Origin of the sequence: Bacillus sp. CCB-MMP212 (assembly GCF_022748145.1) — a bacterium.
Lineage (GTDB): Bacteria > Bacillota > Bacilli > Bacillales > Bacillaceae_G > Bacillus_A > Bacillus_A cereus.
Genome location: NZ_JALDQE010000013.1, coordinates 48,451 through 65,972, shown reverse-complemented (window position 1 = coordinate 65,972; position 17,522 = coordinate 48,451). Strand labels below are relative to the sequence as shown.

The following is a 17,522-nucleotide window of genomic DNA, read 5'->3' as shown; positions in this document are numbered from 1 at the left end:
TCACGCGTTTTTTGTTTTTGTCATTTTATGAATTGCCTTCCACGCTTCTTCTTTTCCAAGTCCTGTTTCAGAAGAGAATAGAACGATTTCATCGCCAATTTCAACAGCAAGCGTTTCTTTTACAACTTTTAAATGCTTTTGCCATTTCCCTTTCGGGATTTTATCAGCTTTCGTCGCAATAATAATTGTTGGGATTTCATAATGCTTTAAGAAATCATACATCATCACGTCATCACTTGTCGGTTGGTGACGTAAATCAACTACTAATACAGCTGCGTCTAATTGCTTACGCGTTGTAAAGTACGTTTCAATCATTTTCCCCCATGCCGCGCGCTCCGATTTAGACACTTTCGCATATCCATAACCTGGAACGTCAACAAAATGCATCATCTCATTGATCAAGAAAAAGTTCAGCGTTTGCGTTTTTCCTGGTTTAGAAGAAATACGCACTAACTTTTTACGATTTAAAATTTTATTAATAAAGGAAGACTTCCCGACATTTGAACGACCTGCTAATGCAATTTCTGGTAAATCACTGTCTGGATATTGTTCTGGTTTAACAGCACTAATTACAATATCTGCTTTTGTTACTTTCATTGTTTCACTCCTACTAATGCGTGCTCCAATACTTCATCTAAATGAGATGCAAGCACAAACGTAAGGTTTTCTTTTACGCTCTCTGGAATATCATCTAAATCTTTCTCGTTTTCTGCTGGCAAAATAATTTTTGTTAAGCCTGCGCGGTGAGCACTTAATGTTTTTTCTTTTAAGCCACCAATTGGTAATACACGACCACGAAGTGTAATTTCACCTGTCATACCTACTTCTTTACTTACAGGAATACCTGTTAGTGCAGAAATAAGTGCCGTTGCCATCGTAATACCTGCTGACGGTCCATCTTTCGGAACTGCTCCTTCTGGAACATGAATATGAATATCATTTTTCTCATGGAAATTCGGATCAATCTGAAGCTCTTCTGCACGAGAACGTATATAACTAAACGCAGCTTGTGCGGATTCTTTCATAACATCCCCAAGTTTCCCTGTTAAAATTAGTTTCCCTTTTCCTGGCGCTACAGAAACTTCAATTGCAAGTGTATCGCCGCCTGCTGCTGTGTAAGCTAGACCTGTTGCCATACCAACTTGGTCTGTTTTTTCAGCTTGCCCATAACGGAATATGTGTTTACCAAGTAAATCAACAATCTTTTTCTCTGTCACAACGATACGTTTACGTTCTGCTGTAACGATAATTTTCGCTACTTTACGGCAAACTTTTGCAATTTGGCGTTCTAGCGTACGAACACCAGCCTCACGTGTATAATAACGAATAATTTCAAGAAGCGCTTCATCACGTACTTGTAAATTACCTTTTCGTAAGCCATGCTCTTTTAATTGTTTCGGCAATAAATGCTCACGAGCAATGTGTACTTTTTCAAGTTCTGTATAGCCAGCAATCGAAATGATTTCCATACGGTCAAGTAACGGACCTGGAATACTTGAAAGTGTATTAGCAGTTGCTACAAACATAACTTTCGATAGATCATATGGTTCTTCAATGTAATGATCACTGAAGTTATGGTTTTGTTCTGGATCTAATACTTCAAGTAATGCTGCTGATGGATCTCCACGGAAATCGTTAGACATTTTATCAATCTCATCTAATAAGAAGACTGGATTAACTGTTTTCGCCTTTTTCATACCTTGAATAATGCGTCCTGGCATTGCTCCAACATATGTACGGCGGTGACCACGAATTTCAGATTCATCACGCACACCACCAAGAGATACACGGACAAAGTTACGATTCAATGATGTTGCAATTGAACGCGCTAACGACGTTTTTCCGACCCCAGGAGGGCCTACTAAACAAAGGATAGGTCCTTTTAATGAATTCGTTAACTTCTGTACAGCTAAATATTCAAGTACACGCTCTTTCACTTTTTCAAGACCGTAATGATCGTTATTTAAAATCTCTTCCGAATGAGCAAGATCAATTATATCTTCTGTTGCCTCTGTCCACGGAAGCGCTAATAACCAATCAATATAATTGCGAATAACACCACTCTCCGCAGAACTTGCTGGTAACTTTTCATAACGATCTAATTCTTTCAACGCAGCCTTCATTGTTTCTTCAGGCATTCCTGACTGTTCAATTTTTTCACGAAGTTCTTCTACTTCTCCGCCCTTACCTTCTTTGTCGCCAAGTTCAGTTTGAATCGCCTTCATTTGCTCACGTAAGAAATATTCTTTTTGCGTGCGCTCCATTGAACGTTTCACTTGTTGCCCAATTTTCTTTTCTAGGCTAAGTAACTCTTGTTCATCTTGAATAATTGAAATAAGTGTATGTAATCGTTCTTTTACAGATACAATCTCTAGAATCTCTTGTTTCTGCTTCGTTTTAATCGGCAAGTGAGAAGCAATTAAATCAGCTAATCTCCCTGGTTCCTCTACATCAGCTACCGTTGCAAATGTTTCATTTGAAACTTTTTTCGAAACTTTAATATATTGTTCGAAATGCTCCAGTAACGTACGCATAAGAGCTTTCTCTTCTAAATCATCTTCTACTTCTTCAGTTACCGTTTTAATAGACACTTGTACTACATTTTCTTCTTCGATAAACTCTATTACTTCTGCTCTATGTAAACCTTCCACAAGGACACGAAGCGTACCGTTCGGCAATTTTAGCATTTGCTTTACTTTCGCCACTGTACCTACACTATATATGTCATCTTCTTTCGGATCATCGATATTCATTTCTTTTTGCATTGCTAAAAAGATGATATTTTCATCCATTGCCGCCTGCTCTAGTGCTTGTATCGATTTATCACGTCCTACATCAAGATGCAAAACCATCGTTGGATATACGAGAACGCCTCTTAATGGTAGGAGGGGCACGATTCTTTCGTTCGTATTCATACTAGACATAGCACCTCCATAATAAATTAAACTCCTGTTCAACTATTTTATATTACAATACACCTAGATGCAATTGCTGAGATTCCTCGCAATTGTAAATAGCTTGTTTTTCTACCTCACGAAAAGAAAAAAGACTCCGATTAAGCATACAAACTTAAACGAAGTCTGGCAAATTTTATTATTGTTTATTTTTACATAGATTGTGCATCTGTTTCGTCTACGTTAGTATGTACATCTAGCTCTCTATGCATATTTTCTTGCATAAACGTTAACTCAAATACTTCTTTTAATTTACGGACAGGAATAATTTCGATTCCCTTTATCGTATACAAAAATGGTTGCATATTTTCAGCAGGAATAATGACTTTCTTAGCTCCCGCTTTTTTCGCAGCTTTTATTTTTGCGTACACGCCACCAATAGGCTTTACTTCTCCGTGTATACTTATTTCACCTGTCATCGCTACTTCATTATTTACATATGTGCGATGCACCGCAGAATATACACCTGTTGCCATAGCGATTCCTGCAGAAGGTCCATCAATTGGGATACCACCTGGAAAATTAATATGTATATCGTATCCTTCTGGCAACACATCTAAAGAACGAAGTACTGTTAATACATTATCAACAGAGCCTTTTGCCATACTTTTACGGCGAATCGATTTCGTTTGACTACCAATACTTTCTTCTTCTACAATTCCGGTAACATTTACCGACCCTTTATCTTTCGCCGGAATTGCTGTTACTTCAATTTCTAATAACGCACCTGTATTTGGTCCGTATACAGCAAGACCATTTACAAGACCAATCCTTGGAATCGGATAAATGTGCTTTTCGTATTTCGGCGTAAGCTGACTTGAGTGAACAACCCACTCTATATCTTCATCTTTAATGAAAGAACGTTCTTCATTTATCGCCATACCAGCAGAAATTTGTACGAGATTAATCGCCTCTCGTCCATTTCTTGCATACATCCCAATCATTTCAATACCATTTTCACCTATTTGCATTTCCACTTTTTCCGCGGCGTTTTTCGCTACTTTTTGAATCTCTTCCGTATCTAATTCACGGAAAAATACTTCTAAGCAACGTGACCGAATAGCAGGAGGAATTTCCTCTGGCGAACGTGTCGTTGCTCCAACTAAGCGAAAATCTGCCGGTAAGCCTTTTTGGAAAATATCATGTATATATGTTGGGATCATCGTATTTTCTTCACTATAGTACGCACTTTCTAAAAATACTTTTCGATCTTCTAACACCTTTAACATTTTGTTCATTTGAATCGGATGGAGTTCGCCAATCTCATCAATAAACAAAATACCACCATGCGCATCTGTTACAGCACCTTTTTTCGGTTGCGGAATACCTGCTTGCCCCATCGCCCCAGCACCTTGATAAATCGGATCATGCACCGAACCAATTAAAGGGTCTGCGATACCACGTTCATCAAACCGAGCTGTCGTCGCATCAAGTTCAATAAATGTTGCATTCGTACGAAATGGAGATTTAGGATTTCGTTTCGCTTCTTCTAATACAAGACGTGCTGCCGCTGTTTTCCCAACACCTGGCGGGCCATATATGATTACATGTTGCGGATTCGGACCACAAAGAGCCGCTTTTAAGGACTTAATCCCGTCCTCTTGCCCTACAATATCTAAAAAGGTTGTAGGACGCACCTTTTCTGCTAGCGGCTCTGTTAAAGAAATCTCACGCATTTTACGAAGCTGTTCTAATTCTTTTTTCGATTCTCGATCAATTGAAACTTTTTGTGTTCGTTGATTTCGAAGTAAATGCCAGAAATATAATCCGACAATTACACCAAAAACAAGTTGAACAACTAAAAATATATTTGTCCAGCTCATTATTTATTTCCTCCCGCAATATTTTATCTCTTAGTATTTCCGCGGAGGAACGTAGCTAAACATAAAGAAAAACAGCAATTATAAAAATTGCTGTTTCCCTTTCGCATTATGCAGATGTTTTTGTATCAAGTACAGTACCGTCTTGTAACACCAATTTTGGCGGTTCATTATCAGCTACTGTTTCTTTTGTAAGAATACACTTCTCGATATCTTTACGAGATGGAAGTTCGAACATTACATCAAGCATTAAGCCTTCAATAATAGAACGAAGTCCACGAGCACCCGTTTTACGTTCAATTGCTTTTTTCGCAATTTCGATTAGTGCACCTTCTTCAAACTCTAACTCAACATCGTCAAGCTCCAATAGTTTTTGGAATTGCTTAACAAGTGCATTTTTCGGTTTCGTTAAAATATCAACAAGAGCATCTTCATCAAGTGGCTCTAGGTTCGCAATAACTGGAAGACGACCGATAAACTCTGGAATTAAACCAAATCTTAAAAGATCCTCTGGTAATACGTGAGATAAAACATGCTTCTCATTTACATCAGCATTTTTCTTCTCAGAACCAAATCCAATTACTTTCTCACCAAGGCGACGTTTAATAATCGGCTCAATGCCATCAAACGCTCCACCACAAATGAATAAGATGTTCGTTGTATCAATTTGAATAAACTCTTGGTGCGGATGCTTACGACCACCTTGAGGTGGAACGCTTGCTACAGTACCTTCTAAAATTTTCAGAAGTGCCTGCTGCACACCTTCACCAGATACATCACGTGTAATTGATGGATTTTCGGACTTACGTGCCACTTTATCAATCTCATCAATATAAATGATTCCTTTTTCCGCTTTCTCTACATCATAATCAGCTGCTTGAATTAATTTTAGTAAGATATTTTCTACATCTTCCCCAACATATCCAGCTTCTGTTAAAGATGTTGCGTCCGCGATTGCAAATGGAACATTTAGAATACGCGCTAACGTTTGTGCAAGTAATGTTTTACCACTACCTGTTGGCCCGATAAGTGCGATATTACTCTTCGCTAATTCTACATCATCAATTTTGCTGTTAGAATTAATGCGTTTGTAATGGTTATATACCGCTACCGCTAGTGCTTTTTTCGCGCTATCTTGCCCGATGACATACTCATCTAAGATTTCACGAATTTCTACCGGTTTCGGTACATCTTTGAATTCTACTTCTTCGTCCTTCGCAAGCTCCTCTTGTACAATTTCAGTACAAAGTTCGATACACTCGTCACAAATGTAAACACCTGGACCTGCCACTAACTTTCGAACTTGCGTTTGTGTTTTACCACAGAAAGAACATTTTAATTGCCCTTTTTCATCATTAAATTTAAACATATTTTCACACCCCTTACAAAGTGCTAACCTCTTGCCTTCGTATGTACACGATAAATGTATCGTATGTAAATACATATTATGTCACTACGTGGCGAGAAATACAAATAATATGACTAGTTATGTACAAATAAAAAAATTTTAAAACTTTTGAAATATGTATATTCGACTTGTAAAGGAACTTTTCCTTCTCCATCGAAAAGTTTTATAAATATATTTCTATATTTATAAAACAAGGCACGATTAAAATCGTGCCTTGTTATTTTATTATGCAGCGTTTTCTACTAAGAAGTCTACAGCTTTACGCACTTTAAGATCTTCAGCTAAAGCGTCTACGCTTCCAAGAGCTTGCTTGATAGCGTCTACTGGCATACCGTACATTTCAGCCATTTTTTCAACTTCTGCAGTTACTTCTTCTTCAGTAACTTCGATGTTTTCAGCTTCAATGATAGCTTCAAGAACAAGATTGATTCTTACACGTTTTTGTGCATCTTCTTTCATTTGCTCTTTTAATTTGTCAGCGTCAGTACCTGTGAATTGGTAGTAAAGCTCAAGGTTCATACCTTGTTGGCTTAAACGTTGCTCGAATTCACGAACCATACGATCTAACTCAGTGTTGATCATAGCTTCTGGAATTTCGATTTCAGCGTTAGCAGCAGCTAATTCTACTACTTCGTCACGTACTTTGTGCTCAGCTTCGTGCTTTTTGCCTTCTTCTAAGTTTGTGCGAAGTTTTGCTTTTAATTCATCAAGAGTTGCAACCGCTTCGTCTGCTTCTTTAGCGAACTCGTCGTTTAACTCAGGAAGTTCTTTTGTTTTGATTTCGTGAATTGTTACTTTGAATGTTGCTGGTTTGCCAGCTAATTCAGCAGCATGGTACTCTTCTGGGAATGATACTTCAACGTCTTTAGACTCACCAGATTTAAGACCGATTACTTGCTCTTCGAAACCTGGGATGAATGTACCAGAACCGATTGCTAGAGAGTAGTTTTCGCCTTTTCCGCCTTCAAATGCTTCGCCATCAACGAAACCTTCGAAGTCGATTACAGCTGTATCACCGTTTTCAACAGTTCCTTCTTCTTTAACAACTAGTTCAGCTTGACGCTCTTGTAAAGATTTTAATTCGTTCTCTACATCTTCGTCAGTTACAGTTGTTTCAACTTTTTCTACTGCTAAACCTTTGTACTCACCTAATTTAACTTCAGGTTTCACTGTAACTTTTGCAGTGAAGATAAGGTTAGCATTTTTTTCGAACTTCTCGATGTCGATTTCAGGATGATCAACTGGGAAGATACCAGCTTCTTCGATCGCTTCACCGTATGCTTTTGGTAAAATGATATCTAAAGCATCTTGGTATAAAGATTCAATACCAAAGCGTTGTTCGAATAATGGACGAGGCATTTTTCCTTTACGGAAACCTGGTACGTTAATTGTTTTTACTACTTTTTTGAACGCAGCGTCGATAGAGTTGTTTACTTCTTTAGCATCAACTTCGATTGTTAAAACGCCAACGTTACCTTCTAATTTTTCCCATTTTGTAGACATTTATTCTTTCCCTCCAACTATAATAATGTATGCACATACCTCTATAGATTAAGATCTTCATTATCTCTTTTTTGAAATAACAAATACACAAATAATCCTCTAGCAAAAGCTTTCAGATATAATGTTCCAATCTACTAATTGCCCAGAAGACAACTACGGTATATTTTGTTCGAGAATAATATGAAACATATTAAGTAAGAGAATTACACTTCTCTTCTCTTACAAACAGGCAGATTTCTGCCTTTTGCAACCCTTACATTATAACATAGAATATGCTCGTTTCAAGAACTGAACGATTCTTTTTCATAATTATACGGGCAAATATCCTTCTCTTTCAACACGTAATAACCATTGATAGGCAATATGAAACTCTTCCAATTCGATATTATATGCTGCCATAAGCTCTTCTTCATCTATAGCCAATCCGAAACGCTTTCTTCCAATTCTCTCTAAAACAGCTGACCAAATCTCTTCTTTATCCATTAATAGAGCGAATGGGAAAACGCTAATTTGCAACTCTTTCCAATATGTAACCATTGCTTCAAATATATCGGGATAATTTTGCTCTAATCGGCTTGATAATTTATGTATAATGTTATTGGATTGCTCCTCATTATGACCTGTAAATGCTGGAATCACCTTAATCGTATTTCCAAACTTTTCTACCTCTATTTCTTCTTCTACCTGACTTTCTATCATTTTATACAAAATAGAAGTTTTCAAATAGGGGTGCTGCTCTTCGTCTATTAAAAATTTCTTTAAAACAGGTAATGCAAGATCTAAGTCTTTTAACGAAAGTCGCTGAATCGCTCTTAGCTTCTGTCCAAAGTTTTCTCCAAAAATTTCATTAGTAAACTCATCCAATTCAAAATTTGAATCCACTAGCGATGCGTCTCCCTCATTTAGCATACCTTCTGCAAATAAAGCAAGCTGCGCTAATTTTTCCTTTTGATCAGGCATTATATCTTTCGTTTGTAAAACCTTTTCAACAGTTTCAATAACACCTTCATAATCATTTGTTTGAACTAAAATAGTTACGTACGTTTCAAGAATATCACCAAATAAGACAACTCCTGTTTTAAGCAACTGTTCACATTTGTCTTTCGCTTCTTCCATACGTTTTAATTCGAGTAAACAAATAACTGAAGCTAATTCCGTTTGTTCCGTTTCCGCATTATACTGACGTAATATTTCAAAGCAACGCAATGCATCTTCGAATTCCCGCTCTTTCAGCGCTAAAAAACCTTCATCAATATAGCGCTCTGATAGTTGTGGAAACAATACGACCGTATTTTCTTTTTTATCCATACGTCCGCCTCTTTTTCTTGATTTTAATTATGTTCAAAGTAAATATATCAAATGCGTAATGAGAACACAACATCCCTAAACTATTTGTTTGAAATATAAAAATATTTAATTTTTACATTCCAATACGAATAAATTTCTACTAAAAATTAAAATTGTACAAATAAAAATCCCCAGCAACAAGCGCAGAGGATTCATCATTAATGGAAAGCTTTTATAATTGTGGGGTATATTACAAGGGTAATAATTTGGAGAACAATAATTGCCATAACAATCATGCTAAAATAGAAGATTGGTTTACTTCGCTTCATTAAAAACATAATAATAAGCATCGTACAAGCAAACAAACTTAAGAAGAACAAACTTGTTGTCGAACTAAGTATACCACTTGGGACAAAGAACAATAACACTACACTACAAGTACCTATAATTCCAAATAACCATTCCATTCATTCACTCATTCCCTTTCCCTCTCATGGCTGTTTTCTCTAAGCGATCAAATGTTTCACAACATCAACTACATACGTTAATTTCTCATACGCTACAAATCCAAAAGCAACCGTTAAGCCCGTTACAACTAATCCTTTCATCATTTCTTCCTCCTCGTTTTATCGTTGTTATCTTCATTATAAAAGATTAGCAATTTCTTACCATCGAACTACCTTACAGTTACCTTACAGAATTGTAAGATTTCAAAGAGAGATTGAAAAACACCTCATATCGCTTGAGGTGCTTTCACGGAATTTCTCTATAATCACTTGTAAAATCAACTTTTTTCTTTTAGTTATTTTTGAACGAATCGACTCTTAAACTAATAGATTTACTAAATAATTTAGAATCAAAATAATTATTCGTTACTTTTCTTAACTTACTTTCAGATATTTTCGTATTACAAGAAAACAACTGGTGAAAATCGTGTTAATATATTTTTGTACAATTAAGAATTTAATTTACAAGGGGGATTATATATGTTTAAAAAAATGGCGGCAGATGTATTAGGACTAAGCGATGTAGGTTCTGTCATTACACCTAAAGACTATGATAAGGTTGATGCTGATGATTATGTGATGCATGAAGATGGGGAGAAAATTTACTTTCTAATTAAATCCAAATCAGATGAATATTGCTTCACAAACAAAGGGTTAATTCACTTAGACGGTACAAGCGCAACAAGTAAAAAACGTACACTACGCCGCTTTAGTTATAGCAAATATCAAATTAAAAACGTAGCACTTGAAACTGCAGGAACGATTGATTTAGATGTAGAAATTAAGTTTCAAATGGGCGATGAACATTACTCAATTGATGTTCATAAAAAACATATTGAAGAATTAAAAGATTTATATAAGGCTTTACTTAAAATCGAAGAAATTTCATACGACAACGATATTACATTACAATATGCACATAAAAGTTTAGATATGGCATCTAATGCCTTTAGCCGTATTTCAAACGCACAAGTAAATTTAGCAGAGCAATTTAAAGAAATGAACGAGATTGCCTTTAACTGGCTTGTTGATACGAAGAAACAATATAATGTGAAAGATTATGGTTTTGTCTTTGACAAGTTTATTAACAACTAATTTAAAATACACAAAAAACCTTGTTATCAAAAGATAACAAGGTTTTCTTAGCGTCCCAGGAGAGATTCGAACTCCCGCTCCGCCCATTTCCGTACTATTTTATATATTTTGATCGCAGTCTTAATATATCTTCTCCTTCGCGAATGCCTGCCGATCCCTTCCTCACATTTTTTACAACAGTCCAATTCGGGTTAGTTTCATCACCGATGTTCTGTACTGTAAAGTTGCCGTCACCATATTTTCGGTGACCTTCTGCCAATTTCTCCGTTAAATTATTCTCGTTTGATCTCGCCATCTTTGCGCCATCTCCCTTTTTTATACGACCTTCTTAAACCCTCTAACCAATCACAGGTCCAGTCAATTGGAGATTCTCGTTTTCCGCTTCTATTAATTGTAACACACTGCCGGGGATAAGTTCCGATAACTGCTGCTCAATCGTACTAGAATGGTAAAGAGTTTGATAATATTTTAAGTAAACAATTAAGAGAATCTGGATATGGTTTTCAATACGTGCATAAACCATTTGATGAGCCTGAACAAACAAATAATATAACTGACTAGCAAAGAGCGTTTTTAAGCGCTCTTTTTAATGCACTTTAATCTGTTGCATATACTCATTATCATATATCCCGTTATAATATTTTTAAACCTCTTGCACATACATCAATTTATAGACAAACAAAAAACCTTGTTATCAAAAGATAACAAGGTTTTTTTAGCGTCCCAGGAGAGATTCGAACTCCCGACCGTACGCTTAGAAGGCGTATGCTCTATCCGGCTGAGCTACTGGGACATGGAGCGGGTGAAGAGAATCGAACTCTCGACCAGAGCTTGGAAGGCTCTTGTTTTACCACTAAACTACACCCGCATATGTTATTTTCTTTTCTTCGTTAGCGCCGTTGCCCTATCGACAATATTTATTATATGTATAACCACACATAAAGTCAACACCTTTTTTAAAAGAGGATAAATTTTCTTATCCTCTTTTAAAAACTGCTTGTTCAACTAGTTGTCCGTCTAACGTTTCAAAACGAACTTCCATTTGATTTTCATCCATTTCTAATAAAGCAAATGTCTTTTCTACACGCTGACGTGGTAATAAAATACTGCCTGGATTAATAAATAAAACGCCCTCGATTAATTCCGCACCTAATACGTGAGAATGTCCGAAGCATGCAACTTGCGCTCCCACTTCTTCAGCATGGTACGCTAGCGTTTGTAATGTCATTTTCACATTATGGCGATGTCCATGCACTACTAAGAAGCGAATTCCATCTACATCAGTTACAATTTCATCTTGAAAGTTAGCATAATCACAGTTTCCTTTTACAACATGGAAACCTTGCAGTTCTTCATGAGCAGGCGTTAGCTCTGAATCACCGCAATGAATCATGATATCTACTTTCCCTTCATATTTCTCTTTCAACTGCTGTAATTCCTTCACAGAGCTATGACTATCGCTTACGATTAAAGCTTTCATCATTCTCTCTCCCTTATTCTCCTAAAAACCATTCCGGGATTTTTTCTTCTAACTTACGAAGAGCACGGCCACGGTGGCTAATAGCATTTTTTTCATCTGAACTTAATTCCGCCATTGCTTTTTTGTATTCTTCCACATAAAAAATCGGATCGTATCCAAAGCCATTTTCTCCGCGGCGTTGTTCTAAGATAAATCCTTCACATGTCCCATTTACAATGACAGGCTTTTTATCACCTTCAGGGAAAGCAACTGCTAATGCACAATAGAAACGAGCTTTACGCTTTTCAAAGTCAACGCCATTTAATTCTTGTAACACTTTATCGATATTTGCTTGGTCATTTTTCGGTTCACCAGCAAAACGCGCTGAATACACTCCTGGTTTTCCATTTAAAGCATCTACAATAAGACCCGAATCATCCGCAATTACGATAGAATTCAACTGTCTACTCAAACTATCCGCTTTTAAGATCGCATTTTCTTCAAATGTTTCACCAGTTTCTTCGACTTCTTCAATATGAGGAAAATCGTGTAATGATTTCACTTCTAAATCAAATCGCTCAAATAACTCAGCAAACTCACGTACTTTTCCCATATTTTTTGTCGCTACAACAACTTGTTTCATACTTTCCACCTCTACTCTATATGAGATACGATGTCACCTAAAGCTTCTTTTTGTATATCAATCAGTTGGAAAATGCCTTTTTCCGCAGCATCAAGTAGTTCATTTAACTGCGCTCTACTAAACGTCGCTTCTTCTCCAGTTCCTTGCACTTCAACAAATTGGCCTTTTCCAGTCATAATTACGTTCATATCAACGTCTGCTTTAGAATCTTCTGCATAGTTTAAATCTAAAACAACACCTTGCTCTTCAACAATTCCTACTGACGTTGCTGCTAAATAATCTTTTACTGGAATTTTAGATACTTTTTCTGCTTGTAATAATTTCTCGAAAGCTAATACCATCGCTACATATGCACCTGTAATAGAAGCTGTTCTCGTTCCACCATCTGCTTGGATAACATCACAGTCAATCCAAACTGTTCTCTCGCCAAGCGCTTCTAAATCAACTACCGCACGTAATGCTCGTCCAATTAGACGTTGAATTTCCATTGTACGTCCTGTTACTTTCCCTTTGCTTGACTCCCTAATTGTACGTTGTTCTGTTGCACGCGGAATCATCGCGTATTCAGCTGTTACCCATCCTTTTCCTTCTCCACGCATAAACGGTGGTACACGCTCTTCAATTGTTGCTGAGCAAATCACCTTTGTATCCCCAACTTCAATTAATACAGATCCCTCTGGATGTTTTAAATAATTCGTGTGAATATGTATATGGCGTAATTCTGTTTTCTCTCTACCATCTACTCGCATAAAAATAACCTCCTCTTAATTACTACTCGTTAGTATAGCCAAATTTAAATGTATGATATGTATACAATAAAAGAAGGAGAACCCAAAAAGCAATTCTCCTTTCTTACTTAAGTATATCAAATTATTCAAGATTAAAAACTACCTGTATTCACGTTTTCTGGACGATCTACAGGTTTTATTAACTTTCCGCCCTTTTCATCTATAAGATTTGCTTTTCCATTCACTTCAATAGAAATATTTTTCACACCTTTCTTTTCTGTTAAAGATAAAACTAACGACTTCAATACGTAATTTGAGATCATATTTTTATCTGGGTTTACAAATATATTTTCATTAAAGTTTAATGTAAGATTTCCGTCTTGTAATTTCGGATTCGTAATAAGCTTAACGCCTGGATTAAAATCATTCAGGAGTGATTGATGAATCGGACCTTTTACAAGTTCATCTATAATTGCTGCATAATCATTTTCTTTTCCTTCCGCAACGCGGCGTGTGACTGGTACGTAGTATTGCTGTTTATTATTATTTTGCGCCATGAAATATAGTGTGACTGGTTTTGTATTCGTTACATCTGCTACTTGTTCATCATCGAAGTTAATACCATTTGCACGGCTCACTCCTTCACCAAGCGGTGTACCAGCAACCGGCATCTTCGCCAATTTCTCACCATTTATTTGGAACTGCACTTGTTTTATCTCTGTAAATTGCGTCAACGTCCACGCTATAGATTCAATGATTTGACGCTCTTCTTCTTTCGCATAGTTTTTCATTTCTTTAGAGAAATCAATAACTGCCGTCCCGTCCTTTTTCAAATCTAAAGTCATCGTTGTATTCGCCGGAATGACTGCACGAAACCCATTCGGTAATAAATTCGTTACCGGTCCATCTTTCACAAGGTATTCTAACGTTTGCTTCACAGTCTCATTTGCTTTCGGAGTAGGTATAGCTAACGTTTGTGGTACAACATAACCATTTTTATCAACAAGGTATAGTTCTCTATTTACCATTTGCCCTTGCTTATCTTTTTTAGCTACTTCTTTCTTCCCACCCTCTGTATACGTAACTTGTTTTGGCGGATCAATTTGTTCAGTTGCTTTCTCCTGATTTATAAAGCCACACCCTGTTAGTAAAACAGCGCTCACAGTAGCACCAACAACCCATTTAAAAGTGGATTTAGGCATGCCATTCCCCCCTAAAATCTAAGTTTGTACTATTATGTATACGAGCCGTTTCACATTTTAGAACAAGCTGTGCCTCTTATAAAGTGAAACTTTAATCAGTGGAGGTTCTAACTGCCCAGCAAATAGCAAGATAAAACAAAAAAACTCCTGATTTCTCAGGAGCTCACTTATATGAATTCTACTATTATTCTTTTTCTAAATGAATATGCTTCACATTTTCAATCGGTTGACCGAACCATTTTGATGCAATTTCTTTAAACAAGCCTATTTTTCCTGTTGTTAAGAAGAGATGATCGCTTTGTTCTTCTCCTTCATTCAACATTTTACTATGATATAAGATTGTACTTACTTCACGTGCTGTTTCATCACCAGAACTAATTAGTTGTACTTTATCTCCCATTACTTTTTTAATAACAGGTCCTAAAATTGGATAGTGTGTACACCCTAATATAAGTGTATCAATATCGGTACTTTTCAGTGGTTGCAGCGTTTCTCTTACAACTTCATACGCCATTTCACTTTCGAAATTCCCACTCTCTACAAGTTCAACGAAAGGTGGACAAGCTAAACTTTCTACCATAACACGGTTATTAATAGACTTTAACGCCTCTTCGTATGCACCACTTTTCACAGTTCCAATCGTTCCAATAATCCCAACATGATACGTGTTTGTCACCTTTAAAGCTGTACGTGATCCTGGGTGAATAACTCCCACTACTGGAATTGGTAATTGTTTTTGCATCTCTTCTAATACAACCGCAGTTGCTGTATTACACGCAATAACTAACATTTTGATATTTAAATCTAGTAAATGCTCCGTCATTTCCCACGTAAATTGACGCACTTCTTCTCGAGAACGCGGACCATAAGGACAACGTGCTGTATCTCCTAAATATATGATACGTTCTTTCGGCAACTGACGAATTAATTCCTTCGCTACTGTTAAACCGCCAACTCCTGAATCGATAACACCGATTGCTCTATTCAACTTCATCACCCGTTTTCTCATTCATCATCTTTTATGTTTATCATTATATTTTACACACTTTAAGTTCGCTCACTTCAAATGCTTCTGTATGAAAATTTTCATTTGCCCATGTATAGACTAGGACCTTTTTTATTTTGCTCCTTTTTTTCATAATTTGCAAGATAGAAAAATAACCGACCTTCTATAAGAAAGTCGGTTTCTTCTATATAAAGTGCATATTCATTGCTCCATCTTTTTTTGAAAAGAAGACATTCCCATTAATAAGACGAAATGAACAGAAATTAAAATGACGATCAAAATAAAATTCAATCGATAACTATTTGTAGATTCCATAATTTTGCTCGCTACAGCTGGCCCGAATGCCATACCGAAAAAGTTAATTAAATTATATAAACCAAGGCCGACTCCAACTTTAGCTGGATTTAATGTTTTCGGAATAAATGTGTTTAATGATACTTGAATTGCCGAATAACTCATAAATGTTAAAATAACCGCAAATAAAATAAAGAGTAAGTTCCCGTCTGGAATAATCCCTAAAATTAAAAAGCCAATGATCATAACTACAGACGCTACATACATCATCCTCACATTCCCAAACGCAGGAATAATCTTTCCGGTAATAAAACTAGATACAATACCAAAGAGAGATGCAACAAACAATACAATTCCAATAACGAACGGAGACAATCCGTGCCCTCTCCCTAACAGTAATGGTAATAATAATAAACTAGCACATAACGCCACATTAATGATAAATCCGACCGCTATTAAACGCAGTAATGGTTTATTTGTAAACAACTCAATATCAATAAACGGCGACTCTGTTCTCTTCATATGAGCCTTGAATAAAAATAGGAAAGCAACAGATAACACAAAAAGCCAACTATTAATATTCACTCCTAATAAAACGGTCGTAATCAATACAAATAATAAAACTGCTCCAATGAAATCAAAGTGGAACACTTCATCGGTATGTTGCACCTCTTCTGGCATAAATTTTACGAGCAAGAAAATACCAACCATTGAAATAACCATAAATAAAAATAAATACGGCCACCCTAACGTATTTGTAATTGCCCCACCAACTAAAGGTCCAATACCAACCGCTAATGCAATAGAAGAACTAATCATTGCTAACGCACCCGGTTTTTTAGCTGGAGCAACTAATTTTGCCACCGCAATCATACTAAGCGCAATAAACGCTGCTCCTCCGCTCGCCTGCACTAACCTTGCGAAAATGATAATCTCATAAGATTGATTCACAAACCCAACAATAGAACCAGCTACAAATATGATAATAGAAATAATTAATAGCCTTTTTACACTGTAACGATCAGCCAGTTTTCCATATATCATCGAACCGATACCGACGACTAAAGAATACCCTACTACAACCCAACTTACTTTCGATTGACTAATTGATAAATCATTGGCAATATCCTCTAACGCTACATTAAATAACACAGCGTTCATCGGTCCTAACAAAACAATAAAACATAATGTAAAAACAAACCATTTCGAATGGTTACTTATATCTTTCCCCATGTGTAACACTCTCCTGATTACAATTTTAAAACTGTCAAACTATTGATAAAAAAATGAAGTCATTTAAATGTTGTATCACCACTAAACAACTTCATTAAATGTATAAATGGTGCTAATTTATCGTGCGATAAATTGAATTCGAAACGAAACACGTATATTGTTCGATATTCATGGAACTATCATAGTTTCAGCATTACAGTTTGTCAACGAAAAACATACAAAGTAAACTAATTTAGTCTTTTTAGTTTACTTTGTTCAAAAGTTATTATACACTAATTTCGAAGCTGATATAAGGAGGACTGGCATGATTATTCAAATTTGCATTTTTTAACTTAATAAAATGAAACGAATACAGAACTTTTATATAGAAGAGACATTATAGGA

At 36.3% G+C, this 17,522-nt stretch carries 15 protein-coding genes and 2 tRNA genes; 1 reads left to right on the top strand and 16 read right to left on the bottom strand.

Annotated elements, in window-relative coordinates; genetic code table 11:
* The 7 genes from ysxC to MRP26_RS26320 form a co-directional block, all read right to left on the bottom strand.
* Positions 1-597, bottom strand: a complete 597-nt coding sequence (gene ysxC / locus MRP26_RS26350) for a ribosome biogenesis GTP-binding protein YsxC (protein ID WP_000869118.1) — start codon at positions 595-597, stop codon at positions 1-3.
* Complete coding sequence (gene lon / locus MRP26_RS26345; RefSeq protein WP_000097288.1) at positions 594-2,924, bottom strand: endopeptidase La; 2,331 nt, start codon at positions 2,922-2,924, stop codon at positions 594-596. Before lon ends, ysxC begins: the two co-directional genes overlap by 4 nt.
* Positions 2,925-3,106: 182 nt before the next feature.
* On the bottom strand, positions 3,107-4,777 hold the full coding sequence (gene lonB / locus MRP26_RS26340) for an ATP-dependent protease LonB (protein ID WP_000119173.1): 1,671 nt from the start codon (positions 4,775-4,777) through the stop codon (positions 3,107-3,109).
* Positions 4,778-4,883: 106 nt separating this feature from the next.
* Positions 4,884-6,143: an ATP-dependent protease ATP-binding subunit ClpX gene (gene clpX / locus MRP26_RS26335; protein ID WP_000472289.1), complete on the bottom strand. Its 1,260-nt coding sequence runs from the start codon at positions 6,141-6,143 to the stop codon at positions 4,884-4,886.
* 264 nt (positions 6,144-6,407) lie between these two features.
* Entirely contained in the window at positions 6,408-7,685 is a 1,278-nt protein-coding gene (gene tig, locus MRP26_RS26330; RefSeq protein WP_000105215.1) for a trigger factor, read from the bottom strand.
* 309 nt (positions 7,686-7,994) lie between these two features.
* On the bottom strand, positions 7,995-8,993 hold the full coding sequence (locus MRP26_RS26325) for a hypothetical protein (RefSeq protein WP_000358255.1): 999 nt from the start codon (positions 8,991-8,993) through the stop codon (positions 7,995-7,997).
* 197 nt (positions 8,994-9,190) lie between these two features.
* Positions 9,191-9,439, bottom strand: coding sequence for a hypothetical protein (locus tag MRP26_RS26320; protein ID WP_001983650.1), 249 nt, complete (start codon positions 9,437-9,439; stop codon positions 9,191-9,193).
* Between the two features lie 519 nt (positions 9,440-9,958).
* Here MRP26_RS26320 and MRP26_RS26315 point away from each other — a divergent pair.
* Positions 9,959-10,573: a PH domain-containing protein gene (locus tag MRP26_RS26315; RefSeq protein WP_000473868.1), complete on the top strand. Its 615-nt coding sequence runs from the start codon at positions 9,959-9,961 to the stop codon at positions 10,571-10,573.
* Between the two features lie 94 nt (positions 10,574-10,667).
* Here MRP26_RS26315 and MRP26_RS26310 read toward each other — a convergent pair whose 3' ends face one another.
* The 9 genes from MRP26_RS26310 to MRP26_RS26270 form a co-directional block, all read right to left on the bottom strand.
* On the bottom strand, positions 10,668-10,868 hold the full coding sequence (locus MRP26_RS26310) for a cytoplasmic protein (RefSeq protein WP_088021607.1): 201 nt from the start codon (positions 10,866-10,868) through the stop codon (positions 10,668-10,670).
* Positions 10,869-11,292: 424 nt separating this feature from the next.
* Positions 11,293-11,366 (bottom strand) — tRNA-Arg (locus MRP26_RS26305).
* Position 11,367: 1 nt separating this feature from the next.
* A tRNA-Gly gene (locus tag MRP26_RS26300) sits at positions 11,368-11,441 on the bottom strand.
* Positions 11,442-11,549: 108 nt separating this feature from the next.
* Entirely contained in the window at positions 11,550-12,053 is a 504-nt protein-coding gene (locus MRP26_RS26295) for a metallophosphoesterase (protein WP_000645488.1), read from the bottom strand.
* Positions 12,054-12,066: 13 nt separating this feature from the next.
* Entirely contained in the window at positions 12,067-12,675 is a 609-nt protein-coding gene (locus MRP26_RS26290; RefSeq protein ID WP_000815949.1) for an XTP/dITP diphosphatase, read from the bottom strand.
* 11 nt (positions 12,676-12,686) lie between these two features.
* Positions 12,687-13,424 carry a ribonuclease PH gene (rph, locus tag MRP26_RS26285; RefSeq protein WP_001261762.1) on the bottom strand — a complete coding sequence of 246 codons (738 nt, stop codon included), beginning with the start codon at positions 13,422-13,424 and terminating at the stop codon, positions 12,687-12,689.
* A gap of 131 nt (positions 13,425-13,555) precedes the next feature.
* On the bottom strand, positions 13,556-14,605 hold the full coding sequence (gerM, locus tag MRP26_RS26280) for a spore germination protein GerM (protein ID WP_001126743.1): 1,050 nt from the start codon (positions 14,603-14,605) through the stop codon (positions 13,556-13,558).
* A 184-nt stretch (positions 14,606-14,789) separates the two neighbouring features.
* On the bottom strand, positions 14,790-15,599 hold the full coding sequence (gene racE, locus MRP26_RS26275) for a glutamate racemase (protein ID WP_000774005.1): 810 nt from the start codon (positions 15,597-15,599) through the stop codon (positions 14,790-14,792).
* Positions 15,600-15,812: 213 nt separating this feature from the next.
* On the bottom strand, positions 15,813-17,138 hold the full coding sequence (locus tag MRP26_RS26270; protein WP_078401067.1) for an MFS transporter: 1,326 nt from the start codon (positions 17,136-17,138) through the stop codon (positions 15,813-15,815).
* Between the last annotated feature and the right edge of the window lie 384 nt (positions 17,139-17,522).